We start from the raw sequence: 22,232 nt of genomic DNA, 5'->3' as shown, positions 1-22,232 counted from the left end.
GTGGGTCAATGCAGGGTGTCGTTGCCCGGGGCTGCGGCGTGCATGGGCTGAATTCTGAAAAAACCGATTCCGGCCGAGCCCCGTCCGATTTCTTCTTCGGTGGCTTCCCGAATGGCTTCGACCGTCAGACTCAGACGCAGTGCGATACCGGCCAATGGGTGATTGCCATCCAGTACGACATGCTCAGGGTAGAGCTCTGTGACCGTGAACAGGACGTCTTTGGGGGCATCCGGGTTGCAGCCTGGCGGCAGTGACACGCCTTCCATCGTCATGCCTTCTTCGAGTTCCGGGGGGAAGAGTTCTCTACGTTCCAGGAACACCAATTGGTCGTTGTAATCTCCGAAGCCCTGCTCGGGTTCGATCTGCAGTTCGAGCGTTGAGCCCACTTCGTGACCTTGAAGTTCTTCCTCGATGACGTCAAAGAGGTCTTCTCCGCCAACCAGAAACTCGACAGGCTCGTCCAGCACGTCCAGTTCTTCGCCCAAAGTGTCCTTAAGCGTCCAGGTGAGGGCAACCACGCATTGTTGTTTAATTTCCATACGAGAATTGTCGCAGTTTGATGAGTTAATGTCTTTGACCCCGAAGTGACTGGAGATTCGTATGGATGTCGTGAAGCCTTTGCAATTGTTGGGCGGGTTGAGCCCGCAATTATTCATGAAGCGGCATTGGCAAAAAAAGCCTCTGCTGGTGCGCCAGGCCATTGCCAACTTCGAACCACTGTTGGACCGCGGCGAGCTGTTTGAACTGGCGTCCCGTGATGACGTTCAGGCGCGCATGGTCATTCAGGAGCCGGCACAGACGCCAGGCTGGCGATTCAGACACGGACCGTTTGAACGGCGTGCATTTCCGGCCCTCAAACGCCCGGGCTGGACGGTTCTGCTGCAGGGGGTGGATCTGCACCATGACGCCGTCCACGAACTGATGAATAAATTTCGCTTTGTGCCGGATGCCCGGCTGGATGACTTGATGATCAGCTATGCCACCGACGGCGGCGGCGTCGGGCCGCACTTTGACAGCTATGACGTTTTCTTGCTGCAGGCACAGGGTCGCAGGCGCTGGCGGATCGGGCGTCAAAAGGACCTGACATTGCAGCCCGACGTTCCGTTGAAGATACTTGCGAACTTTGTGCCAGAGCAGGAATTTGTGCTGGAACCGGGCGACATGTTGTACCTGCCGCCACGTTACGCCCATGACGGCATCGCCATGGGTGAATGCATGACGTATTCGGTTGGTTTCAGGCAGCCTAATCGGGGTGAACTGGCGCGCGAACTGCTGCAACGCCTCGCAGAGGATGCTGAAGATCTTGTCGGGGTCGCCGCATATCGCGACCCACACCAGGCGGCGACCGGGCAGCCCGGCGAAATCCCGGCGCAGATGATGGAGTTTGCGCGTGATGCCCTGCAAGCAGCGCTCAAGGATCCGGACGCGCTGGCGCGGGCCCTGGGTGAATATCTGACCGAGCCCAAAGCCAACGTCTGGTTTGAAGCGGCTGAGCCTGGTGCAACGCCGTCGCAGGGGCAAATGGACGGGCAAGTTCGCCTTGATCGGCGTACAAAAATGATGTTCGATGCCCGGCATATTTTCATCAACGGGGAGAGCTTCACGGCGTCCGGGCGCGACGCCACGATGATGCGGCGTTTGTCGGACCAACGTTGCCTCAGCCGACAGGACTTGGGGCGCACCAGTACCGGCGCCCGGTCTTTGTTGCAGGCCTGGTGCGAAGCGGGGTGGCTGCATGGACTCTGAAAACCCCGATGCATTGGCGAACGATTCACCTAAAGCGTTGCCCGATGGCCGATTTGCTGGTCGTGAGGCATTCGGGCGGCTAGTGCGCGAGGCGTTGGCGTGCGCGGCTCGCGAAGGGTGGCGCGAGATCATCCTCAGTGATGCCACCTTTGCGGATTGGCCTTTGCATGAGCGCTCGGTGGTCGAATCATTGCACGCCTGGTCAAAATCCGGTCGGCACCTGATCATGCTGGCGACTCGGTATGACGAGGTAATGCGAAACCAAGCCCGCTTCGTGTCGTGGCGGAAAACCTGGGGGCACATCATCGACTGCAGGCTTTGTCGTGTGGCGTCTGCAGCGGATTTCCCCAGCGTTATCTGGAGCCGGTCCTGGTTCATGCATCGCCTGGATTCACAGCACAGTCTGGGAGTTTGTGGTCATGACCGGGAGCGCTCGGTCCAACTCAGGGAAGCTCTGGACGAAAGAATCCGCGACAGTGTGCCTGGATTTCCGTCGTCCACATTGGGTCTCTGATTGATTGTTATCAATTTGACTTTTTTGGACAAGAAGTTATTTTTGCCATAGAATGCGTGGCTAAGCAAAAAGAGCTCGAGTCATTTTGCTTGGTCCTTGCAGTCTGACTGCACTGACAATTTCCGGAAATTGTTTCGTTAACTCACTAGGTATTTTCAAATGAATAAATCGCTCGTTTTGGCCGCCGTTATCGCTGCCGCCGCTCTGGCTGCTTGTGGCAAAAAAGAAGAAGCTCCCGCGCCTGTAGCCCCCCCAGCTGTTGAAGCTGCTAAAGATGCTGGCGCTGCTGCTGCTGCTGCCACTGGCGCTGCTTCTGCTGCCGTTGCTGCTACTGACGCTGCCGCCGCTGCCGCCGGTGCCGCTTCCGCTGCTGTTGGTTCTGCTGTTGACGCGGCCAAAGGTGCTGCTGATGCCGCCAAAGGCGCTGCTGATGTCGCTGGCACAGCCGCTGCCGATGCTGCCAAGAAGGCCGCTGACGCTGCTGCCGCAGTGAAGAAGTAAGCTTTTGCTTCCTCAACTTTGTTGATAAAAAAGCCACCGTCAGGTGGCTTTTTTATGCCCGCGTGGGTCTATAACTGCAACCATCCGGTACCGGAGACCGGATGGGCTGCGATGATGCCGGATACGTCGCGGTCCATCGCCACCGCAAGTGCTTGTGTCGCAAGTTCCGGACGGTTGTTCCGTTCGCTCAAATGCGCTGCAACGACATGGGTAAGCCCGGCATGGCAAATGGTCTTGGCAATCTGCGCTGCCTGCTGGTTGGAAAGATGACCGAACTCTCCGCCTACCCGTTTCTTTAGAAATCCGGGATAACCTGAAGACGCCAGCAAGTCCGTGTCATGGTTGCATTCCAATATCAAGGCGTGGCATCCTGCAAGTTGCTCAAGCACCTGTGGCGTTGCATGTCCCAGGTCGGTCAGAATGCCCAGCCGCTTCGGGCCGTGTGAACAGACCAGTTGCAGCGGCTCCTGCGCATCGTGGGGAACTGCGAAGGGGGCGACCTGCAGGTCCTGAATCTGGATGGATGCGCCATGGATGGCGCGCATCAGGAGACCGTCAAGGTCGGGCGCACCGATTGCTGCATAGGTTCCGTGGCTCATCCATACCGGTTTTCGCTCGCGCAACGCGAACTGCCGGGCACATCCAATGTGGTCGCCATGCTCATGCGTGACAAAAAGCGCATCGATCAGCTCGGCGGACAGTCCGGCCAGCGCCAGACGCTCGTCAAGCTGTTTGAGTCTCAGCCCACAGTCGACCAATAGCCGTGTAACCCCATTTTTGCCGTGGGCTTCGACCACAGTTGCATTACCCGAACTACCGCTGCCCAGACTCTTGAAGCGCAGCATCCGGCGATCGGGTTACTTGAGGTCGTCGGCGATCACTTTCACAATGCGCTGCGCATTCGCTGACGTTTCGGGCGCACCGTTGGCATTGAGTACAGACACTGTTGTTGCCTCGCCCTGGCTGGCAACCGCGATTCGGTACTTCAACGGAGCCGGATCTTTCTTCGAGGGGCCAAAGAGCTTCCCGAGGAAGCCCGGTTCTGCCTTGTCCGCAACAGGTTCGACGTAGCGGACAAAATAGATGCCCTGGCTGCGGTCCCGATCCTCAACTGTGAAGCCGGTCCGGTCCAGCGACAAGCCGACACGCCGCCAGGCGCGGTCGAACCCTTCGTCAATCTGCACCACCGGCTGACCGTTGATCGTGGCGGCACGCGAACTGCTCTTGGCAGTCCCAGCAGCCAGCACTGCCTTCGACTGCTCCTGTGACACACCCAGTTTCACCATCAGCCGGCGCAAGAACTCCGCTTCGAGCTCGGGGTCGGCGGCGCGCGGCTGCCAGACGGTTGAATCTTTTTGCGTGCTGCTGTACACCTCAAGCATGCCCCGATGACTGATGAAGATTTCAGTCCCACCCGTTGCGTTGCGTTCAAGTCGCGTACGAAACTTGTCACGCTCGCCGGTCGAATACAGTGAGTCGAGCACTTTACCGAGTGTGTTGCGAATGAAGTCTTCCGGTATCTTGGCCCGATTCTCGGCCCAGTCAGTTTCCATAATGCCCAGATTGGGCTGTTCCATGGACAGCAGGAAGCCATTCTCCTGCCAGAAGTCGCGCACCGGTTCCCACAGTTTGTCGGCAGGGCGATTGATCACGAGCCATCGCTGTGTACCGGCGCGTTCAATACGGACATCGCCCACTGAAGTGACTGCGGTGGGTACGGATGTACTGGCTTGACCAAGTTGGAAACTGGACGCGGTCACGGCGGCGCCAGGAACTGCGTAGCGGGTCTCGCGAGACAGTTGGGTCAGGTCAGGGGGCACGTCAAGCGACGGGCCCTTGCCAGCGCTCTTGTAGTCGATTTTGTCGCTCTGGAGAGCCGAGCAGGCGGCCAGTGTCAGTGAAAGGCTCAGCAGCGCAAGTCTGGAAAAATGATTCACAAAAGTGTCCCTCAGGATAATAGGTGAGGTCCGATCAGATCGATCAGACCAGGCCGGTTGCACGCAATGCGCTTTCAACGACGGCTTCGTTGGCTTGGGTCAGAGGCGTCATGGGCAGGCGCATGGTGCCACCACACAGTTTCATCCTCGCCATGGCCCACTTCAAGGGGATGGGGTTGGCCTCCACAAAAAGGTTCTTGTGCAAAGGCAACAGCTTGAACTGAATTTCCATGGCCCGTTTTGTATCGCCAGCCATCGCCGCAACACACAACTCGTGCATGAGTCGTGGCGCCAGATTGGCCGTCACGCTCACATTGCCCTGGCCGCCGCACAGCATGAGGGCGACTGCAGTTGGATCATCCCCCGAATAGATGGCAAACCCTTTCGGCGCTTCCCGGATCAGCCACTGCGCCCGCTCGATATTTCCCGTCGCTTCCTTGATGCCGACGATGCCGGGCACTTGAGCCAGACGCAGCACGGTGTCATGCGCCATATCGGCTACGGACCGGCCGGGCACGTTGTACAGGACCATGGGAAGATCAACCGCCTGTGCAATGGCTTTGAAGTGCAGGTACTGCCCTTCCTGCGTCGGCTTGTTGTAGTAGGGCACCACCTGCAACTGGCAATCTGCTCCGACCTTTTTGGCAAACTTTGTCAGTTCGATCGCCTCCGCCGTGGAGTTGGCGCCGCAGCCGGCCATGATGGGAACGCGTCCTTTGGCCTGTTCCACAGACACGCGGATGATTTCGCAATGCTCTTCGACATTCACGGTCGGCGACTCACCGGTGGTGCCCACGACGCCAATGCAGTCGGTGCCCTCGGTGATGTGCCAGTCGATCAGTTTGCGCAGGGTGGGGTAGTCCACGCTGCCATCTTCGTGCATGGGTGTGACAAGCGCCACGATGCTGCCCGTGATTTGGCTGGTTGAGGATGTCATGTCCGAGTGGTGTTTAACAGTAAACGAGCATTCTAACTAGAGCGGGTAACGTGCCGGTGGCTCATCTGCTGAACCGTCCAAATCAGGTCGTGCGGTGACGATCCGTTGCACGAAGCGAGGGGGATCTTCAAGAAATCCTTCCTCAAAGCCAATGATGCGCATGGTTGCGAGGCTTTGCAGCAATTCGGCAGGGCGCAAAAGAAATTCGGGATTGGACGGTTTCCCGACAGTCTCATTGCCCTGGGAAAAAGTTTCATAAATGAGAACTCCACCAGGCGCGACGCTTTGGACGATCACCGGAAAAAGCGGTCGCCACAGATAGTTGGTGACGACGACCGCTGAGAATTGCCGAATTCGCTCGCCGTTCATCAAGGGCCAGGGATTGTTCTCGATGTCTGTGAGTACCGCCTCGCCAACACCGGCCACCGCATGAATCGCCTCGACTGAGCGATCAACACCAGTTACCGCGTGTCCTCTAGTGGCAAACCACTTCATGTGGCGACCATGACCGCAAGCGATGTCAAGTACCGAGCCGCCGGTCGGGACGAGGTGAGACCAGCGTCTGACCCAATCAGAAATCGGGCCCAAACCATGCGCATCGATCGTGAGTGATTTATCCAGAAAGCTGTCCTTTTCTCAGAAACAGGACCAGACCTGATTCGCGAGGGTGAGCAAAAAATCGGGACGGGTGTAGAGCGCAAACACAGCCAGAAGCGCGCAAACGGCACCGGCATACAGCAGAAGTTTTTGGCCAAGTCTCATGATTTCACACCGCTTGCGCCGCAGTGCTGCGGATGATCGACGCTTCTTTGACGGGCAAATTCACCAGGGCCGCCAACACGCCCAAACCGATGGCAATGTACCAGACCACGTCATAGCTTCCGGTGCGGTCATACAGGTAGCCGCCCAGCCATACTCCCAGGAAAGAGCCGATCTGGTGGCTGAAAAAAACAAAGCCGCTCAGCATGGAGAGATGCGCCACACCGAAGATTTGTGCCACGGCAGCATTGGTCACCGGCACGGTAGAGAGCCACAGCAAGCCCATGACAGCGGAAAAGACATAGACGCTCAGAGGTGACAATGGGGTCAGCAAGAACAGGGTGATCGCGCAAGATCGCGCCAGGTAGATAAAAGCAAGGATGTTCTTCTTCGACAGTCTTTGCCCCAGCACGCCGGCCGCGTAAGTTCCAAACACATTGAACAGGCCGATCAGCGCCAGAGCGTAGCTCGCCACCTGGGGTGACAGGCCTTTGTCTTTCAGGTAGCTTGGCATGTGGACACCGATGAAGACGACCTGGAAGCCGCAAACGAAATAACCGGCCATCAGCAGTTGGAAGCTCGGGTACTTGAAGGCTTCAGTCAACGCCTGAAGGATGGTCTGCTCGCGCCGGATGGCCGATCCGCCGGCAAACCCGGGTTCACGCAAGCCCCAAGCTAACGGCACCATCATCAACGAAGCAAGGCCCAGAATCATCAGCGCTTCTTTCCAGCCGAAGCTGCTGATCAGAAAACCCTCAGTGGGAACCATCAGAAACTGGCCAAAGGAACCGGCCGCCGCCGCAATACCCATGGCCCCGGAGCGCTTGTCAGCCGAGACGTTGCGGCCGATTACGCCGTAAATGACGGCATAGGTGGTGCCTGCCTGCGCCATGCCAATCAGCACCCCGGCCGTGGCCGAAAACAGCAGGGGCGTGGTGGCATTGGCCATGCCCAACAATCCGAGTGCATACAAGACTGCCCCACCCACAATGACCCTGAACGCGCCAAACCGGTCAGCTGCCATGCCGGCAAAAATCCCAAAAACGCCCCACGCCAGATTCTGGATCGCGATCGCAAATGCAAACGCTTCCCGGCTCCAGCCCTGACTTTGCGTCACCGGCAGCAGCCATAGGCCAAAACCATGTCGTATGCCCATGGAAAGCGTCACGATGGCCGCGCCGCACAGGAGAACCTGCGTCATGGAAAGTGATTTGGTGGGTATTGACATTCCACAAATGTAGCCAATCTGTATCTACGGCGCTTGCAGCGTATGACAGGTATTTCGGTGGAGCTGTGATTTTATACAGTAAATAATTAACTGCAGACTACAATGAATTCCTATGGCAGTTAAACCAACAAACGAATACTCAGAGGGTTCCATCCGTGTCCTCAAAGGGCTGGAGCCGGTCAAGCAACGTCCAGGTATGTATACGCGGACCGACAATCCTCTGCACGTTATCCAGGAGGTACTGGACAACGCGGCAGACGAGGCCTTGGCGGGGCACGGCAAGAAGATCAAGGTTGCCCTTCATGGCGACGGTTCAATCAGCATCGAAGACGATGGCCGCGGTATTCCGTTTGGCCTGCACCCGGAAGAAAATGCGCCAGTGATCGAGCTTGTTTTCACGCGGCTGCATGCCGGTGGCAAGTTTGACAAAGGCAAGGGCGGCGCCTACAGTTTTTCCGGCGGGCTGCATGGAGTCGGTGTGAGCGTGACCAACGCGCTGGCCACCCGGCTGGAGGCCACAACCTACCGGGAGGGCATGGTGGCGCGCCTGGTTTTTGCCGGTGGCGACGTCGTCGAACCGTTGCAGGTGCGAAAGCAGGGGGAGGGTGACCGCAAATCAGGCACCACCGTGCGGGTCTGGCCCGACGCCAAATACTTTGAAGCCTTGGCCCTGCCGATGGCTCAGCTTGTCCACCTGCTGCGAAGCAAAGCCGTGTTGATGCCCGGCGTCACGGTGACGCTCTTCAACGAAAAGACCAAGGAGACGCAAACCTGGACCTACAAAGGGGGGTTGCGCGATTACCTGCTGCAAACACTCAATGGCGAGCTGGTGATCCCCGTGTTCGAGGGCGAGGGTTTTGCCGATGCGCAGCACGACAGCTTTGCGGAAGGCGAAGGGGCGGCCTGGTGTGTCGCCTTCACGGAAGACGGTCAGCCCGTGCGCGAAAGCTATGTCAACCTGATTCCCACCAGCGCCGGTGGCACGCATGAAAGTGGCTTGCGCGACGGCCTGTTCACCGCCGTCAAGAGCTTTGTCGAGCTTCACTCCCTGCTGCCCAAAGGTGTCAAACTTTTGCCGGAGGACGTCTTTGCCCGTGCCAGTTATGTCTTGTCAACCAAAGTGCTTGATCCACAGTTTCAAGGACAAATCAAGGAGCGTCTGAACTCCCGTGATGCCGTTCGTCTGGTGTCCAGTTTTGTGCGCCCGACCCTGGAGTTGTGGCTGAACCAGCACGTTGAATATGGCAGGAAACTCGCTGAACTGGCCATCAAGGCGGCGCAAACACGTCAGAAAGCAGGCCAGAAAGTCGAGAAGCGAAAAGGGTCCGGCGTGGCCGTGCTGCCGGGCAAACTCACGGATTGCGAAAGCCGCGATCTGGCGCATAACGAAGTGTTTCTGGTGGAGGGGGACTCAGCCGGCGGCAGCGCCAAGATGGGGCGCGATAAGGAAAGCCAGGCCGTCCTGCCGTTGCGTGGCAAAGTGCTCAACACGTGGGAGGTCGAGCGTGATCGTCTGTTTGCCAACACAGAAATCCACGACATTGCGGTGGCGATCGGTGTGGATCCGCATGGCCCCAACGACACGCCCGACCTGAGTGGCCTGCGCTACGGCAAGGTCTGCATTCTTTCAGACGCTGATGTGGATGGTTCGCACATACAGGTCCTGCTGCTGACCCTGTTTTTCCGGCATTTCCCCAAGCTTATTGAGACGGGTCACATATTTGTGGCGCGTCCGCCCCTGTTTCGCGTGGACGCGCCGGCGCGGGGCAAGAAGCCGGCGTCCAAAGCCTACGCGCTGGATGAGGGCGAGCTGACAGCGATTCTTGACAAGCTGCGGAAGGAGGGCGTTCGTGAGACCGCCTGGAGCATTAGCCGTTTCAAGGGCTTGGGCGAGATGAATGCGGAACAGCTGTGGGAAACCACCCTAAACCCTGATACCCGCCGCTTGCTGCCGGTGCAGCTGGGCAGCATGGATTTCTTGCAGACTGAGTCCTTGATCACCAAACTGATGGGCAAAGGTGAGGCCGCCGCGCGCCGTGAGTTGATGGAGTTGCACGGGGATATGGTCGAGATCGACATCTGATGAGTGCGCAACAGTCCCGTGTCCGCAGTATTCCGAGCTTTTTTGGCATGCGGCTTGTGCTGCTCATATGTTTTTTGCTATCGTTTTTGCAGCAACCGGTGTACGCCGACATCTGGGGCTACGTGGATGACAAGGGTGTGGCGCACTTTGCGGCGGAACGGGTGGATGAGCGCTATGAAATTTTTTCTCGCGGTGGCGAGAGTTTCGACACCCGCCGGGGCGTGAAGGGTGCAGGCGACACCCTCTACCCCGCGATGGCGCCGACGGCGGCGTCCCGGCTGATTTCTTTTTTTGAAATTTCTCCCAACTACAAGCAGGTCAAACACCATTTGCGTGAGGCTTCCAGCCGCAGCGATATTGACTACGAGTTGCTTCAGGCGCTGATCGCGACCGAGTCCGGCTTTGATGCGATGGCCGTGTCACCCAAGGGGGCCATCGGGCTGATGCAGATCATGCCTGCAACTGCCGCGCGATACGGTGTGGCAGCCGACAAGAAGACGTCGGTTGAAAAGAAGCTTTCCGACCCGAGAATCAATATCAACACAGGCACCCGCTATCTGCGCTACCTGATCAATCTCTTCCCGGACCAACTCGAACTGGCTTTGGCGGCCTACAACGCGGGTGAAGGGGCGGTCCAGCGCGCAGGCAACAAGATCCCCAACTACAAAGAGACGCAGAACTACGTGAAGACCGTGATGCAGCTCTATACCTTGCTGAAGCCACCTGCCATGGGGGCGACCAGACGCAACACGCCATCGCGTGTGCGCATGGAAATGCAGGGTGGGGCAGCCAACCGCGGCAACATGATTTCATCGGTTCAATCAATGAGCCCTCAACCCAACCTCAAGACCGAGACAGACTAGTTTTCATGAGCGATCAACCGACACTGGATTTTTCTTCAAACCCTGTCCCTGGTGATGGGGACGACTCTCCCAGCCTGGCGTCCTATGCACAACGTGCTTACCTTGAGTACGCACTGAGCGTGGTCAAGGGTCGGGCCTTGCCTGACGTGTGCGATGGCCAGAAACCGGTGCAGCGTCGCATTCTGTATTCCATGTCGCGCATGGGCCTCGGTTATGGCGGGGCCAACGGCAATACCGGCGCCAAGCCGGTCAAGTGCGCCCGCGTGGTGGGCGATGTGCTGGGCCGGTTTCATCCGCACGGGGACTCGTCGGTGTATGACGCCGCGGTGCGCATGGCGCAGGACTTTTCCTTGCGTTATCCGCTGATCGACGGCCAGGGCAACTTCGGCAGCCGTGACGGCGATGGCGCCGCCGCCATGCGTTACACCGAGGCGCGGCTGGCCAAGATCACCAGCCTGCTGCTGGACGAAATTGACGAGGGCACGGTCGATTTCACGCCCAACTACGATGGCTCCACTGAGGAGCCGCGGCAGTTGCCGGCGCGCTTGCCGTTTGCCTTGCTCAATGGCGCCAGCGGGATCGCTGTGGGATTGGCGACCGAGATCCCCAGCCACAATTTGCGCGAAGTGGCCGATGCCTGCGTGGCGCTGATCAAGTCGCCCAAGCTCGTCGACGACGAGTTGTTTGCCATCATTCCCGGCCCCGACTACCCGGGGGGCGGCCAGATCATCAGTACCGCTGGCGATATTGCGGATATCTATCGCAGCGGGCGTGGCTCCCTCAAGGTGCGGGCGCGCTGGAAGATTGAGGAACTGGCGCGCGGTCAATGGCAACTGGTGGTGACCGAGTTGCCGCCGGGTGTCAGCACCCAGCGCGTGCTGGAAGAAATTGAAGAGCTGAGCAACCCCAAGATCAAGGCGGGCAAGAAGGCGCTGTCGCTGGAGCAAAACCAGCTCAAGGCCACCGTGCTGTCGGTGCTGGACGTGGTGCGTGACGAATCGAGCAAGGATGCTGCCGTGCGTCTGGTGTGCGAACCCAAGACCAGTCGAATTCAGCAGCAGGAACTCATCACCACCTTGCTGGCCCACACCAGCCTGGAGACCTCGTCACCCATCAACCTCACCATGGTGGGCCTCGACGGCCGCCCGACCCAGAAGTCCCTGCGACAGATGCTGACGGAATGGATTGAATTCCGTCAGACGACGATTGAGCGCCGGTCCCAGCATCGTCTGAACAAGGTGCGTGATCGCGTTCACATTCTTGAAGGGCGCCAGCTGGTGCTGCTCAATATTGACGAAGTGATCGCCATCATTCGCCAGTCCGACGATCCCAAGGCGGCGCTCATGGCACGCTTCAAGCTGTCAGAGCGCCAGGCCGAAGATATTTTGGAGATCCGGCTGCGTCAGTTGGCCCGGCTCGAAGCCATCAAGATAGAGCAGGAGTTGAAGGAACTGCGCGACGAGCAGAAGAGACTCGAGGAAATTCTGGGTAGTCCGGCAGCGCTGCGCCGGCTGATGGTGAAGGAAATCGAGGCGGATGCAAAAACGTTTGCCGACCCGCGCCGCACACTGATTCAAGCCGAAAAGAAGGCTGTTCTCGAAGTCAAGGTCGTGGATGAGCCCGTGACGGTGGTGGTCAGTGAAAAAGGCTGGGTGCGCGCCCAGAAAGGGCACGGGCACGAGGCGGCGAGCTTCGCCTTCAAGGCCGGCGACGGACTCTACGGCGCCTTTGAGTGCCGCACGGTGGACACGTTGCTGGCGTTTGGCAATAACGGGCGGGTTTATTCGGTGGCGGTCTCGTTGCTGCCCGGCGCCCGGGGTGACGGCCAACCGATCACGACCTTGCTGGAGCTCGAAGCCGGTACTCAGTTGTCCTCTTATTTTGCCGGTCCGGCCAGCGCGACGTTGCTGCTCAGCAGCTCGGGCGGCTACGGCTTTATCGCCACGGTCGATAACATGACGTCCCGGCTCAAGGCCGGCAAGGCATTCGTTTCCTGCAATGAAGGCGAGGTCTTGTGCCGACCTTCTCCCATTGCCGGCAGCTCCGCTGCCGTGCCGTTGACGCCTGCCACGCATGTGGCCTGCGCGTCGACGGGCGGCCGCATTTTGACGTTCGAGATCAGTGAGCTCAAGACCATGGCCAACGGTGGCCGGGGCCTGATGCTGATTGACCTGGACGCCAAGGACACCCTGGCGGGTGCCGCCGCCTACACGCGCAGCGTGAAGATAGAAGGCATCGGCCGTGGCGGCAAACCACGCGAGGAAACTCTGGAGATCCGCAGCCTCAACAATGCCCGGGCGGCCCGCGGGCGCAAAGGCAAGGCGGCAGATTTGGGCTTCAAGCCGACATCCATCACGCGCGTCGAGTAGCCCGGTTGACTGTGGTCAGTCGGGCTTGATGATGTTTGCCACTGTCTGAAGTATCAGCGTCAGCGTCGCCTGCTGGGTCAGCGTGGCCGGGCGCAGCGAACTGGTGGCCAGCGACACCTTGGTGCGCAGCACCGGTTCATGAATGGTTCGCACCGAAAACGCCGACGGCCGGACTGAATTGGCGACGGCGTTGCGCGACAGCACGGCGCAACCCGCACCGTCCGCCACCAGGTCGAGGATGGCCGAGACGCCGTCGATTTCCAGTGCAATCTTCAACCGGCAGCCAATGTTGGCCATTTCCGATTCGACATGCATGCGGATGGCGTTGGGCCGGCTGGGAATCACCAGCGGCAGTTGTGACACCGCCTGGAGCGAAATCGGACCGGGCGACGGGTCTTCCTGCAGGCCCGGCGGACGGGCCTGCACCAGCAGCAGGTCTTCTTCCAGCAAGGGTGCAATCTCTATCTCGTTGCTGGGCTGGGCGTTGTACAGCAAGGCGATGTCCAGCCGCCCATTCACCAGCGACTCCTGCATGGCCACCGACAGGCCTTCGCTGATGGAAATGGTGGCATCGGGCATCTGCTGGCGAAAGGCCCTTGTCAATGGCACGGTCAGGACCCGCGCCAGGCTGGTCGGCAAACCGACTGCGACGCGACCGGCCAGTGAACCCCGCACGCGGCCCAGTTCCTCTCGGGCCCGCTCGACCTGATGCAAAATGCCGCGGCCATGCGCGAGCAGCAGTTTGCCGGCCTCTGTCGGTATGGCGCCGCGCCCGTTGCGCGTCAACAGGTTTTGTCGCAGCTCCACCTCCAGCAGGCGCACCTGGCGACTGAGCGCCGGTTGCGCCACGTCCAGGGCAATGGCCGCCCGGGTGAAGCTGCCCATCTCGGCGACGCGCACAAAGTATTCCAGTTGTTTGAGGTCCATGTCGACAGGTTCGTGAATAGCTGAGCGCTAATTATGCCAATTTGAGATAGCTGCTAGTGGCGTGGCCGGCTTATCAATGGAGAATGGCCCCGCCAGAATACGGCTCATGCAAACCGCTATTCCCTCGCCACGACCCACCCTGCGGGGTATCTCGTCCATGGCCACTCGCCAGTTGCTGGCCGAGCTGGTGACGGCGTATGCACCGCGCTCGGACTGCGGGATTGCCATGGAGTCGGTGGGTGGCGTGGATGCGGCCAAACGGGTACAAGCCGGCGAGCCTTTTGATGTGGTGATCCTGGCATCCGATGCGATCGACAAGCTGATTGCAGCGGGTCACATCGATGCGGCTAGCAAGGTTGATCTGGTCCACTGCGGCGTCGCGGTGGCGGTGCCCGCCGGCGCGCCGCAGCCCGATATCAGTTCAGCAGAGGCAGTGCGCCAAGCCGTGCTGGCGGCCCGCAGCATCAGTTATTCCACCGGGCCCAGCGGCGTGGCGCTGGTCAGGCTGTTCGAGCGCTGGGGCATCGCTGACGGCATTCGCGAGCGCATTGTCCAGGCGCCACCGGGTGTACCGGTGGGCACGCTGGTCGCGCGGGGTGAAGTCGAATTGGGCTTTCAGCAACTCAGTGAACTGATTCACGTCCCGGGCATTACCGTGGTGGGGCCCTTGCCGCCGGAGATCCAGATCACCACCACCTTTTCTGCCGGCATCTGCACGGGTTCGACGCAGGCGCCAGTCGCGCGTGAGCTGCTCGATTTCATGGCCTCGGCGCAAGTCGCCGATGCCAAGCGGCGTCAGGGTATGGAGCCGGCGTGAAGGTGCAGACACTTCGTACACATTTCACCAATAGCAGGAGAACCCCATGATCATCGATTGCCACGGCCACTACACGACGGCTCCCAAGGCACTGGAGAACTGGCGCAACCAGCAGATCGCCGGCATCAAGGACGCCGCCCTGATGCCCAAAGTGGCTGACCTCAAGATCAGCGACGACGAGTTGCGCGAGTCCATCGAGAGCAATCAGCTGCGCCTGATGAAAGAGCGCGGCTCCGATCTCACCATCTTCAGCCCGCGCGCCAGCTTCATGGCGCACCACATTGGCGACTTCAACGTCAGTTCGACCTGGGCTGCCATCTGCAACGAGCTTTGCTATCGCGTCAGCCAGTTGTTCCCGGACAACTTCATTCCGGCCGCCATGCTGCCGCAAAGCCCGGGCGTGGACCCGAAGACCTGCATTCCCGAGCTTGAGAAGTGCGTCAAGGAATACGGCAACGTGGGTATCAACCTCAACCCCGATCCTTCCGGCGGTCACTGGACCTCGCCGCCCCTGAGTGACCAGCACTGGTACCCGATCTACGAGAAGATGGTGGAGTACGACATCCCCGCGATGATTCACGTCTCAACCAGCTGCAACGCCTGTTTCCACACCACCGGCGCCCACTACCTGAACGCCGACACCACGGCCTTCATGCAGTGCCTGACATCGGACCTGTTCAAGGACTTCCCGACCCTCAAGTTCATCATCCCGCACGGCGGCGGCGCGGTTCCCTACCACTGGGGCCGTTTTCGCGGCCTGGCGCAGGAACTTAAAAAACCGTTGCTCAAGGACCATCTGCTGAATAACATTTTCTTCGACACCTGCGTGTATCACCAGCCCGGTATCGACTTGCTCAACACCGTGATTCCCGTGAAAAACGTGTTGTTTGCCAGTGAGATGATCGGCGCCGTGCGCGGTATCGACCCGGAGACCGGTAACTACTACGACGACACCAAACGCTACATCGAGGCGTCAAAAATTCTGAGCGACGCTGACCGTTTCCAGATTTATGAAGGCAACGCGCGTCGCGTGTTCCCGCGCCTGGACGCCGCACTGGCAAAGAAAGGAAAGTAATCATGAGCATGAACAACCTGGGCATCGTCAAACGCAATATCACCCGCGCCGACAAGGCCGCCGTCGAAAAACTCTCACGCTTCGGCGTGGCCACCATCCACGAGGCCATGGGCCGCGTGGGCCTCATGAAACCTTACATGCGCCCCATCTACACCGCTGCCCACATGTGTGGCACGGCGGTCACGGTGCTGCTGCAGCCCGGTGACAACTGGATGATGCACGTCGCGGCCGAGCAGATCCAGCCCGGTGACGTGGTGGTGGCGGCCTGTACCACGGACAACCAGGATGGATTCTTTGGTGACTTGCTGGCGACATCCTTCCAGGCGCGTGGCGCCATGGGTTTGATCATCGACGGCGGCGTGCGTGACGTGAAAGACCTCACCGAGATGAATTTCCCCGTGTTCAGCCGCGCCATTCATGCCAAAGGCACGATCAAGGCCACGCTGGGCTCGGTCAACATCCCCGTGGTGTGTGCTGGCGCTTCAGTCAACCCCGGCGATGTGGTGATTGCCGACATCGACGGCGTCGTCGTGGTGCCCGCCGCGATTGCCATGCAGGTGGCCGATGCCGCAGAAGCACGCGAGGCGAACGAAGGGGCGAAACGCGCCATATTTGCCTCAGGCGTGCTGGGCCTGGACTACTACAAGATGCGTGAAGGCCTGGAGAAGGCGGGACTCAAGTACATCGACTGACATTGCTTGCCGCAATCCATCAGGTGATAGCGCATTCACGCCGGTCTCGCGCTGAAGTCCATATAACAACGAGGAGCTGTTCACCATGTATATCCCATCGCTTACCCGTTCATCCCGGCTGCTTGCCGGCCTTGCCGCCGTAAGTCTGGCTTGCCCGCTGTGGGCCCAGGCCCCGCAGTATCCGAGCAAGCCTGTCAAAGTCGTCGTGGGCTACTCGGCCGGCGGCGCCGTCGACACCGTGGCCCGCACTGTGGGCCAGGCGCTGGCCGCCAGCATGGGCCAGCCGGTTGTGGTGGAAAACAAGCCGGGTGCAGGCACCAACATCGCCGTCAAGTTCGTCATCGCGGCCGAGCCCGATGGCCACACCCTGATGCTGGCGGCCAATGCATTGGCAGCGAATATGGCGCTGTACCAGCCCGCCCCCTTCGATGCCGAGCGCGACCTGGTACCCGTGTCGCTTATTGGGCGCGTGCCGGTGGTCATTGCCGCCAATGCCAGCGCCCCTTATGCCAGCATCCAGCAGCTGATCGCCGCAGCCAAGGCCAAGCCGGGCAGTATTTCATTCGCCAGCCCGGGCAACGGCTCCACGCCGCACATGGCGGTGGAGTTCTTCAAGCGTGCGGCTGGCATCTCGTTGCTGCACATTCCCTACCGCGGTGGTTCGCAGGCGCTCACCGACGTGATCGGCGGCCAGCTGCCGCTCGTGGCCGTCAATGCGCTGGAAGTACAGCCCCATGTGAAGAGCGGCAAGCTCAAAGTGCTGGCCGTGCTCAGTACCAACCGTTCGGCCATTTTTCCGGATGTTCCGACCATTGCCGAGTCTGGCTTTCCGGGCTTCGAGGCTTCGGTCTGGTACGGCCTGGTGGCTCCGGCTGCCACGCCCAAGGCGATCGTGACCAAGCTGCATGCCGAAGTGCAGAAGGCCCTGCAGACCAAGGATGTGCGTGATCGCATGACACAGGTCGGCGGCGAAGTCCTCCCGGGCAGCGCCGAGATGTTCGGCGCCCTGATCCAGTCCGAGCACCAGCGCTACGAGAAGCTGGTGCGCGAAGTCAATATCAAACCGGATTGATCATTCGCATCCTATTTTTGTTGAGAGCAAGGAACCAAGGAAAAGCATGGAATTCACGAAGACGCCCGGCTGGCTCGACTGGTACGCCGGCCCGAGCAAACCCCGCTTCAAGCTGCCAGCAGGTAGCGTGGACGCGCACTGCCACGTGTTTGGCCCGGGTGCGCAGTTTCCCTATGCGCCCGAGCGCAAGTACACACCGTGCGATGCGTCCAAGGACCAGCTGTTCGCCCTGCGTGACCACCTGGGGTTTGACAAGAACGTCATCGTGCAGGCCACCTGCCACGGCTCTGACAACCGCGCGCTGGTCGATGCCCTGAAGTCGTCCAACAACAAGGCGCGCGGCGTGGCCACTGTCAACCGCAACGTGACCGATGCCGAACTCAGGGAAATGCACGAAGCCGGTGTGCGCGGCACGCGCTTCAACTTCGTCAGGCGCCTGGCCGACTTCACGCCGCGTGAAGTGCTGCTGGAGATTGCCAACCGCATTGCGCCACTGGGCTGGCACGTGGTCGTGTATTTCGAGGCGCAGGACCTGCCCGAGCTGTATGACTTCTTTACCGCCTTGCCCACCACCGTGGTGGTGGACCACATGGGCCGCCCCGATGTCACCAAACCGGTGGATGGTCCCGAGTTCGAGCTGTTTGTGAAAATGATGCGCGAGCACGACAACATCTGGAGCAAGGTCAGCTGCCCCGAGCGCCTGAGCGTGATCGGCCCACCGGCATTGAACGGCGAGCAGAACGCCTATCGCGATGTGGTGCCGTTTGCCAGACGGCTGGTGGAAACCTTCCCGGACCGCGTGTTGTGGGGCACCGACTGGCCACACCCCAACCTCAAAAACCACATGCCCGATGACGGCCTGCTGGTGGACTACATTCCGCACATCGCCACCAGCCCTGCGCTGCAGCAAAAGTTGCTGGTGGACAATCCGACCCGTTTGTATTGGAGCTGATCATGTCACTCGATAAACCCTACCTCGACGTTCCCGGCACCACCATCTTTGATGCCGAACAAAGCCGAAAGGGCTACCACCTCAACCAGTTCTGCATGTCGCTCATGAAGGCGGCCAACCGGGAGCGCTTCAAAGCGAACGAACGCGCCTACCTGGACGAGTGGCCCATGACCGAAGAGCAGAAGCTGGCCGTGCTGGCGCGCGACCTCAACCGTTGCATCGCTGCTGGCGGCAACATCTACTTTCTGGCCAAGATCGGCGCCACCGATGGCAAAAGCTTCCAGCAGATGGCGGGCAGCATGACCGGCATGAGCGAAGAGCAGTACCGCGACATGATGATCGCGGGTGGCCGCTCCGTCGAGGGCAACCGCGTGGTCGGCGAAGACGGCGACGCGCAAGCCAACCGCCAACCCCAGGGTCAACCCACCAGACTAGCGAGCATCTGATCATGGCCAAAATTACCGCCAGCGTTTACACCTCTCACGTGCCCGCCATTGGCGCAGCACTTGATCTGGGAAAGAGCAACGAGCCTTACTGGCAGCCCGTATTCAAGGGTTACGACTTCTCAAAGCAATGGCTGAAGGACAACACGCCCGACGTCATCTTTCTTGTCTACAACGACCACGCCACGGCCTTCAGCCTGGAGATGATCCCCACGTTTGCCATTGGCTGCGCTGAATCGTTCACCCCGGCTGACGAAGGCTGGGGCCCGCGCCCGGTGCCTGTTGTGCAGGGTCATCCCGAGCTGGCCGCGCACATTGCGCAGTCGGTGATCCAGCAGGATTTTGACCTCACGATCGTCAACAAAATGGATGTGGACCACGGCCTGACCGTGCCCTTGTCCCTGATGTGCGGCCAGCCGCAGGCCTGGCCCTGCCCGGTGATTCCTTTTGCGGTCAATGTGGTGCAGTACCCGGTTCCGAGTGGTCAACGCTGCTTCAACCTGGGCAAGGCCATCCGCAAGGCAGTGGAGAGCTTTGACAAGCCGCTCAACGTGCAAATATGGGGCACGGGCGGCATGAGCCACCAGCTGCAGGGCCCGCGTGCCGGCTTGATCAACAAGGAGTTTGACAATGCCTTCCTTGACAAGCTGATTGCCGACCCGGCAGCGGCCGCCGCCATTCCGCACATCGACTACGTGCGCGAAGCCGGCTCCGAAGGCATTGAACTCGTGATGTGGCTGATCGCCCGTGGCGCCATGGCCGACGTGGCCGGAGGCCCGCCACCCAAGGTTGCGCACCGTTTTTATCATGTGCCCGCCAGCAACACCGCTGTGGGCCATCTGATTCTGGAGAACAACTAAATGAGCAAAACCATCAAAGTCGCCCTCGCCGGTGCCGGTGCTTTCGGTATCAAGCACCTCGACGGCATCAAGAACATCGACGGCGTCGAAGTGGTCTCGCTGGTCAGCCGTGACCTGGAGAAGACGAAAGAAGTTGCGGCCAGATACGGCATTGGCCACGTCAGCACCGACCTGGCGGACAGCCTGGCCCTGAAAGAGGTGGATGCCGTCATTCTGTGCACGCCCACGCAAATGCACGCTGAGCAAAGCATTGCCTGCATGAAAGCCGGCAAGCACGTGCAAGTGGAAATCCCTTTGGCTGACACGCTTCATGGTGCCCTGGAAGTGGCAGCCATGCAGGAGGAGACCGGCCTGGTGGCGATGTGCGGCCATACCCGCCGTTTCAACCCGAGTCACCAGTACGTGCACAAGCAGATTGCGGCGGGCAAGTTCAACATCCAGCAGATGGATGTGCAAACCTATTTCTTCCGCCGCAGCAACATGAACGCGCTGGGGCAAGCGCGCTCGTGGACCGACCACCTGCTGTGGCACCACGCGGCGCACACGGTAGACCTGTTTGCCTACCAGTGCGGCAGCCCCATCGTGAAGGCCAACGCCGTGCAGGGTCCGATTCACCCGACGCTGGGCATCGCGATGGACATGTCCATCCAGCTCAAGACCGCCAACGGCGCCATCTGCACGCTCTCGCTGTCGTTCAACAACGATGGCCCCTTGGGTACTTTCTTCCGCTACATCGGCGACAGCGCTACCTACATCGCCCGTTACGACGATTTGTTCAATGGCAAGGAAGAAAAAATCGATGTCAGCCAGGTCGACGTGTCCATGAACGGCATCGAACTGCAGGACCGCGAATTTTTCACCGCCATCCGCGAAGGCCGCGAGCCCAACAGCAGCGTGGCCAAGGTGCTGCCGTGCTATCAAGTGCTGCACGATCTGGAGCAGCAACTCAACGCGGGTTGAATCGCGCCTGGCACTGCGCCGGGCGCAGTGGGCCCCCCGCTGCGTGTCAGTGCTGTTTGACGCGGCCGTGCCCGTGTCAACTCTCCCAATGGCCACTCCCATGGTCTGTTGCAGCCCTCTATACTCATGGAATGAACCAGTTAGTACATTCTTCGCGTGCAGCCAAAACAACGGCCAAACCTGCGGTCAAATCTTCGGGCAAGGCCTTGTCGCCACCCCGCACCAACGACCCGGCCCGCACCATGGCCGGCATTCTCGAAGTGGCGACCGCAGAGTTCGCAGCCAAGGGCCTGAGCGGCGCCCGCATCGACGCCATTGCGGCTGCCACCAAGACCAGCAAGCGCATGATCTATTACTACTTCGGTAGCAAGGAAGGACTGTATGTGGCCGTGCTGGAGGAGGCTTACCGTCGCATGCGCAGAATCGAGGCCGAACAGCACCTGGAAGACCTGGAGCCAGAAGCGGCCCTGCGTCGGCTGGTGGAGTTCACCTTCGATCACCACAGCGACAACCCGGACTACATCCGGCTGGTGATGACAGAAAACATGGAGCGCGGGATGTATCTGGCGCAAAGCAAGACCATCCAGGAACTCAATGTGCCTGCCATCCAGGCCATTCGCAAACTGTATGACCGGGGCGTGACGCAGGGCGTGTTTCGCCTGGGTCTGGACCCCATCGACATACACGCCTCGATATCGGCCTTGACGTTTTTCAACGTCTCGAACCAGCACACCTTTGGCCTGATTTTCAAGGAAGACGCCCGCTCCGCGCAGGCGGTCGCGTCACGGCGCAACAGCATCACCGAGATGGTGGTGCGCTTCGTGCGCCGGTAACAACTTTTGGCATAACAGTTAGCGCCGATTTGATCTCCGCGTTTAAGGGTAAACCCTTTTATACGAAAACTAACTAGTTAGTACATTACTAGGCAGAAGCAAATTCAGGAGCTATATCGTGATGCAAACATTGCTAAACAAGTACTGCCGGTTGCTGTCATGGCTGATGGCGGCCAGCCTGGCGCTGATGGTGCTGCTGGTGTTCACCAACGTGGTGCTGCGCTACGCGCTCAACTCCGGTATTACGGTGAGCGAGGAACTGTCGCGCTGGCTGTTCGTCTGGCTCACGTTTCTGGGAGCCATCGTGGCACTCAATGAGCGGACCCATCTGGGGACGGACATGTTGGTGTCGCGCCTGAATGCCACGGGCAAGAAAGTGTGCCTGGGTTTGGGACATCTGCTCATGCTGTTCATCTGCTGGCTGCTCTTCAAGGGCTCGCTGGACCAGGTCAAGATCAACTGGGACTCCACCAGCGCGGCGATGGAAGTCTCGATGGCGATCTTTTACGGTTGTGGTCTGGTGTTCGCCGTGTCTGGTGCTGCCATCCTGTTCAACGATTTCTGGCGTTTGCTCAGCGGCAACATATCGGACGCTGAACTGATCGGCATCCGCGAATCCGACGACATGCCTCACGGCGACCCCCATCCTTGAACCCGGAGGAAC

General features: G+C 59.8%; 23 protein-coding genes. 16 read left to right on the top strand and 7 right to left on the bottom strand.

From position 1 onward, the window contains the following. Positions 1-5: 5 nt before the first annotated feature. Entirely contained in the window at positions 6-539 is a 534-nt protein-coding gene (locus Q7T10_RS02860; protein ID WP_304745676.1) for a peptidylprolyl isomerase, read from the bottom strand. Between the two features lie 61 nt (positions 540-600). Here Q7T10_RS02860 and Q7T10_RS02855 point away from each other — a divergent pair, with 61 nt between their 5' ends. From Q7T10_RS02855 to Q7T10_RS02845, 3 genes are all read left to right on the top strand, one after another. Next, on the top strand, positions 601-1,746 hold the full coding sequence (locus Q7T10_RS02855) for a cupin domain-containing protein (protein WP_304745674.1): 1,146 nt from the start codon (positions 601-603) through the stop codon (positions 1,744-1,746). Then, positions 1,736-2,260 (top strand): hypothetical protein, encoded by a 525-nt coding sequence (locus Q7T10_RS02850; protein ID WP_304745672.1) that lies wholly within the window; start codon positions 1,736-1,738, stop codon positions 2,258-2,260. The genes Q7T10_RS02855 and Q7T10_RS02850 overlap by 11 nt, the downstream gene beginning before the upstream one ends. Before the next feature lie 259 nt (positions 2,261-2,519). Beyond that, positions 2,520-2,753, top strand: coding sequence for a hypothetical protein (locus Q7T10_RS02845; RefSeq protein ID WP_370653715.1), 234 nt, complete (start codon positions 2,520-2,522; stop codon positions 2,751-2,753). A 76-nt stretch (positions 2,754-2,829) separates the two neighbouring features. Here Q7T10_RS02845 and Q7T10_RS02840 read toward each other — a convergent pair whose 3' ends face one another. From Q7T10_RS02840 to Q7T10_RS02820, 5 genes are all read right to left on the bottom strand, one after another. Next, complete coding sequence (locus tag Q7T10_RS02840; RefSeq protein WP_304745667.1) at positions 2,830-3,606, bottom strand: MBL fold metallo-hydrolase; 777 nt, start codon at positions 3,604-3,606, stop codon at positions 2,830-2,832. Positions 3,607-3,618: 12 nt separating this feature from the next. Further along, a complete protein-coding gene (gene bamC, locus Q7T10_RS02835; protein ID WP_304745665.1) occupies positions 3,619-4,698 on the bottom strand; it encodes an outer membrane protein assembly factor BamC in 1,080 nt (359 codons plus the stop codon). A gap of 43 nt (positions 4,699-4,741) precedes the next feature. Beyond that, complete coding sequence (gene dapA / locus Q7T10_RS02830; protein WP_304745662.1) at positions 4,742-5,635, bottom strand: 4-hydroxy-tetrahydrodipicolinate synthase; 894 nt, start codon at positions 5,633-5,635, stop codon at positions 4,742-4,744. 36 nt (positions 5,636-5,671) lie between these two features. Next, entirely contained in the window at positions 5,672-6,238 is a 567-nt protein-coding gene (locus tag Q7T10_RS02825; protein ID WP_304745759.1) for a bifunctional 2-polyprenyl-6-hydroxyphenol methylase/3-demethylubiquinol 3-O-methyltransferase UbiG, read from the bottom strand. Between the two features lie 163 nt (positions 6,239-6,401). Beyond that, positions 6,402-7,622: an MFS transporter gene (locus Q7T10_RS02820; protein WP_304745660.1), complete on the bottom strand. Its 1,221-nt coding sequence runs from the start codon at positions 7,620-7,622 to the stop codon at positions 6,402-6,404. A gap of 112 nt (positions 7,623-7,734) precedes the next feature. Between Q7T10_RS02820 and Q7T10_RS02815 the strand changes: the two genes are divergently transcribed. From Q7T10_RS02815 to parC, 3 genes are read left to right on the top strand one after another with little or no spacing between them, the layout of a single operon-like run. Beyond that, complete coding sequence (locus Q7T10_RS02815; protein ID WP_304745658.1) at positions 7,735-9,705, top strand: DNA topoisomerase IV subunit B; 1,971 nt, start codon at positions 7,735-7,737, stop codon at positions 9,703-9,705. Continuing rightward, positions 9,705-10,568 (top strand): lytic transglycosylase domain-containing protein, encoded by an 864-nt coding sequence (locus tag Q7T10_RS02810; RefSeq protein ID WP_370653714.1) that lies wholly within the window; start codon positions 9,705-9,707, stop codon positions 10,566-10,568. Before Q7T10_RS02815 ends, Q7T10_RS02810 begins: the two co-directional genes overlap by 1 nt. A gap of 5 nt (positions 10,569-10,573) precedes the next feature. Beyond that, positions 10,574-12,937: a DNA topoisomerase IV subunit A gene (gene parC / locus Q7T10_RS02805; RefSeq protein ID WP_304745656.1), complete on the top strand. Its 2,364-nt coding sequence runs from the start codon at positions 10,574-10,576 to the stop codon at positions 12,935-12,937. 15 nt (positions 12,938-12,952) lie between these two features. Here the strand turns inward: parC and Q7T10_RS02800 are convergent, their stop codons facing one another. Further along, on the bottom strand, positions 12,953-13,864 hold the full coding sequence (locus Q7T10_RS02800; protein WP_304745655.1) for a LysR substrate-binding domain-containing protein: 912 nt from the start codon (positions 13,862-13,864) through the stop codon (positions 12,953-12,955). Between the two features lie 106 nt (positions 13,865-13,970). On the opposite strand from Q7T10_RS02800, the gene Q7T10_RS02795 reads away from it, so the two are divergent. From Q7T10_RS02795 to Q7T10_RS02750, 10 genes are all read left to right on the top strand, one after another. Further along, positions 13,971-14,681 carry a substrate-binding domain-containing protein gene (locus tag Q7T10_RS02795; RefSeq protein ID WP_304745653.1) on the top strand — a complete coding sequence of 237 codons (711 nt, stop codon included), beginning with the start codon at positions 13,971-13,973 and terminating at the stop codon, positions 14,679-14,681. Positions 14,682-14,727: 46 nt separating this feature from the next. Then, positions 14,728-15,756, top strand: coding sequence for an amidohydrolase family protein (locus tag Q7T10_RS02790; RefSeq protein ID WP_304745651.1), 1,029 nt, complete (start codon positions 14,728-14,730; stop codon positions 15,754-15,756). An 8-nt stretch (positions 15,757-15,764) separates the two neighbouring features. Next, positions 15,765-16,448, top strand: a complete 684-nt coding sequence (gene ligK, locus Q7T10_RS02785) for a 4-carboxy-4-hydroxy-2-oxoadipate aldolase/oxaloacetate decarboxylase (RefSeq protein ID WP_304745755.1) — start codon at positions 15,765-15,767, stop codon at positions 16,446-16,448. 85 nt (positions 16,449-16,533) lie between these two features. Continuing rightward, positions 16,534-17,520: a tripartite tricarboxylate transporter substrate binding protein gene (locus tag Q7T10_RS02780; protein WP_304745649.1), complete on the top strand. Its 987-nt coding sequence runs from the start codon at positions 16,534-16,536 to the stop codon at positions 17,518-17,520. 46 nt (positions 17,521-17,566) lie between these two features. Further along, positions 17,567-18,472: an amidohydrolase family protein gene (locus tag Q7T10_RS02775; RefSeq protein WP_304745646.1), complete on the top strand. Its 906-nt coding sequence runs from the start codon at positions 17,567-17,569 to the stop codon at positions 18,470-18,472. Between the two features lie 2 nt (positions 18,473-18,474). Then, a complete protein-coding gene (ligA, locus tag Q7T10_RS02770; protein WP_304745644.1) occupies positions 18,475-18,918 on the top strand; it encodes a protocatechuate 4,5-dioxygenase subunit alpha in 444 nt (147 codons plus the stop codon). A gap of 2 nt (positions 18,919-18,920) precedes the next feature. Continuing rightward, positions 18,921-19,775, top strand: a complete 855-nt coding sequence (locus Q7T10_RS02765; protein ID WP_304745642.1) for a class III extradiol dioxygenase subunit beta — start codon at positions 18,921-18,923, stop codon at positions 19,773-19,775. Next, complete coding sequence (locus Q7T10_RS02760) at positions 19,776-20,735, top strand: Gfo/Idh/MocA family oxidoreductase (protein ID WP_304745640.1); 960 nt, start codon at positions 19,776-19,778, stop codon at positions 20,733-20,735. Positions 20,736-20,866: 131 nt separating this feature from the next. Then, positions 20,867-21,568, top strand: a complete 702-nt coding sequence (locus Q7T10_RS02755; protein ID WP_304745638.1) for a TetR/AcrR family transcriptional regulator — start codon at positions 20,867-20,869, stop codon at positions 21,566-21,568. Between the two features lie 121 nt (positions 21,569-21,689). Next, on the top strand, positions 21,690-22,220 hold the full coding sequence (locus Q7T10_RS02750; protein WP_304745636.1) for a TRAP transporter small permease: 531 nt from the start codon (positions 21,690-21,692) through the stop codon (positions 22,218-22,220). The last annotated feature ends 12 nt before the right edge of the window (positions 22,221-22,232 follow it).

The sequence above is a fragment of the Rhodoferax sp. genome, from assembly GCF_030646845.1.
In the GTDB taxonomy this organism is placed as follows: Bacteria; Pseudomonadota; Gammaproteobacteria; order Burkholderiales; family Burkholderiaceae_C; genus Rhodoferax.
The sequence above is the reverse complement of the archived record's forward strand: the minus strand, read 5'-3'. Positions and strand labels throughout refer to the sequence as shown.

What these genes read in the sequence shown, in the direction of transcription:
- Q7T10_RS02860 (WP_304745676.1), bottom strand. Translation starts at nt 539, where the DNA reads ATGGAAATTAAACAACAATGCGTGGTTGCCCTCACCTGGACGCTTAAG.
- Q7T10_RS02855 (WP_304745674.1), top strand. Translation starts at nt 601, where the DNA reads ATGGATGTCGTGAAGCCTTTGCAATTGTTGGGCGGGTTGAGCCCGCAA.
- Q7T10_RS02850 (WP_304745672.1), top strand. Translation starts at nt 1,736, where the DNA reads ATGGACTCTGAAAACCCCGATGCATTGGCGAACGATTCACCTAAAGCG.
- Q7T10_RS02840 (WP_304745667.1), bottom strand. Translation starts at nt 3,606, where the DNA reads ATGCTGCGCTTCAAGAGTCTGGGCAGCGGTAGTTCGGGTAATGCAACT.
- dapA (WP_304745662.1), bottom strand. Translation starts at nt 5,635, where the DNA reads ATGACATCCTCAACCAGCCAAATCACGGGCAGCATCGTGGCGCTTGTC.
- Q7T10_RS02820 (WP_304745660.1), bottom strand. Translation starts at nt 7,622, where the DNA reads ATGTCAATACCCACCAAATCACTTTCCATGACGCAGGTTCTCCTGTGC.
- Q7T10_RS02815 (WP_304745658.1), top strand. Translation starts at nt 7,735, where the DNA reads ATGGCAGTTAAACCAACAAACGAATACTCAGAGGGTTCCATCCGTGTC.
- Q7T10_RS02810 (WP_370653714.1), top strand. Translation starts at nt 9,705, where the DNA reads ATGAGTGCGCAACAGTCCCGTGTCCGCAGTATTCCGAGCTTTTTTGGC.
- parC (WP_304745656.1), top strand. Translation starts at nt 10,574, where the DNA reads ATGAGCGATCAACCGACACTGGATTTTTCTTCAAACCCTGTCCCTGGT.
- Q7T10_RS02800 (WP_304745655.1), bottom strand. Translation starts at nt 13,864, where the DNA reads ATGGACCTCAAACAACTGGAATACTTTGTGCGCGTCGCCGAGATGGGC.
- Q7T10_RS02795 (WP_304745653.1), top strand. Translation starts at nt 13,971, where the DNA reads ATGCAAACCGCTATTCCCTCGCCACGACCCACCCTGCGGGGTATCTCG.
- Q7T10_RS02790 (WP_304745651.1), top strand. Translation starts at nt 14,728, where the DNA reads ATGATCATCGATTGCCACGGCCACTACACGACGGCTCCCAAGGCACTG.
- ligK (WP_304745755.1), top strand. Translation starts at nt 15,765, where the DNA reads ATGAACAACCTGGGCATCGTCAAACGCAATATCACCCGCGCCGACAAG.
- Q7T10_RS02780 (WP_304745649.1), top strand. Translation starts at nt 16,534, where the DNA reads ATGTATATCCCATCGCTTACCCGTTCATCCCGGCTGCTTGCCGGCCTT.
- Q7T10_RS02775 (WP_304745646.1), top strand. Translation starts at nt 17,567, where the DNA reads ATGGAATTCACGAAGACGCCCGGCTGGCTCGACTGGTACGCCGGCCCG.
- ligA (WP_304745644.1), top strand. Translation starts at nt 18,475, where the DNA reads ATGTCACTCGATAAACCCTACCTCGACGTTCCCGGCACCACCATCTTT.
- Q7T10_RS02765 (WP_304745642.1), top strand. Translation starts at nt 18,921, where the DNA reads ATGGCCAAAATTACCGCCAGCGTTTACACCTCTCACGTGCCCGCCATT.
- Q7T10_RS02760 (WP_304745640.1), top strand. Translation starts at nt 19,776, where the DNA reads ATGAGCAAAACCATCAAAGTCGCCCTCGCCGGTGCCGGTGCTTTCGGT.
- Q7T10_RS02755 (WP_304745638.1), top strand. Translation starts at nt 20,867, where the DNA reads ATGAACCAGTTAGTACATTCTTCGCGTGCAGCCAAAACAACGGCCAAA.
- Q7T10_RS02750 (WP_304745636.1), top strand. Translation starts at nt 21,690, where the DNA reads ATGCAAACATTGCTAAACAAGTACTGCCGGTTGCTGTCATGGCTGATG.